Raw genomic sequence first — 959 nt, forward strand, 5'->3', positions numbered from 1 at the left:
TTTCGAGCCTACGCGGAAAGTATGCCGTTCCGGAGGCGGCGCCGAGCTGCGCCAAAGTCGTCTCGCTTATGCCACGAGTTTTCTTTGCGAAGTCCTTTGCCGCCGCCGAAAGTTTGCCCGGCTCGAACGCCGCCGTTGTAGCCGCAGTGGTGGCAGAAGTAGGTTGCTCCGTCTCGGTCGATCCTGACAGCAAGGCACTTGTCCCTTTTTTTCCTGCGGTGCGGCGAGCAGGACGGGCAGGTGGTGCGCTGCTCCCCTTCGCGATCCGCTACGTGAATTCCGATGTCGGCTAGCTCTCGCATCAGTTGCCGACCTGTTCCTTGGCATCGTCGAAAAGCCCGCCCGCGAAGCGCCAGTAATTGCCCTCGCGCTCGACCGGGTAGCCTTGCGCACGGGCTTCGGTGATCCAGGCTGGCAGCAGCGGATCGGACGGTGCCGGCGGCGCGTTTTCGATGCGATAGAGTTTCAGAACACCGCCGAGATACGCCCGCGGGCTCTTGGCTGCGGCTGCCCGCGCCGCGATGTCGATCAATTGCGGGAAGTCGCGGTCGAGGAATTCCCCGATCTGGAACAGCATCCCGCGCGGCACCCCGGCCTTTTCCCATGACGACAGGGATTCATAGAATTGCTCTTCGGCCGAGCCTTGCCAATTTTGATGTTCTGCCGTGGCCTTGGGCTTTTTCGAACTGGCTGGCAGCGTTGTTGCTTTAGCAACAACCTTCTTGGTTTCTTGGTTTCTTGGTTCTCGTTTGCGTCGCTGGTGCGTCGCTGGTGCGTCGCTGGGTGCGTCGACGAGTGCGTCGCTTGGTTCGTTCTTGGACTGATATTTATCGTAATTACAGATGGTTATAAGCGTCGCGTGTGCGTCGGCAGCGGTGTCAATCATTGCGTCGATTTTCAGACGACCTAAAAACCGTCTGACGCGGCTTTCCGACCACGCCCAGGCTCTCGCCATGAAC

The 959-nt window shown here is 59.7% G+C and carries 1 protein-coding gene and 1 pseudogene; one reads left to right on the plus strand and one right to left on the minus strand.

All coding sequences use genetic code 11. From position 1 onward, the window contains the following. A partial coding sequence (locus EOA60_RS38505) for a hypothetical protein (RefSeq protein ID WP_206628418.1) occupies positions 1 to 293 on the plus strand: 293 nt, incomplete at its 5' end. Positions 294 to 301: 8 nt separating this feature from the next. On the opposite strand, the pseudogene EOA60_RS34820 reads toward EOA60_RS38505, so the two are convergent. Beyond that, a pseudogene (locus EOA60_RS34820) lies at positions 302 to 959 on the minus strand (hypothetical protein); the annotation flags it as partial.

Source organism: Mesorhizobium sp. M1A.F.Ca.IN.020.06.1.1, assembly GCF_004023265.1.
Lineage (GTDB): Bacteria > Pseudomonadota > Alphaproteobacteria > Rhizobiales > Rhizobiaceae > Mesorhizobium.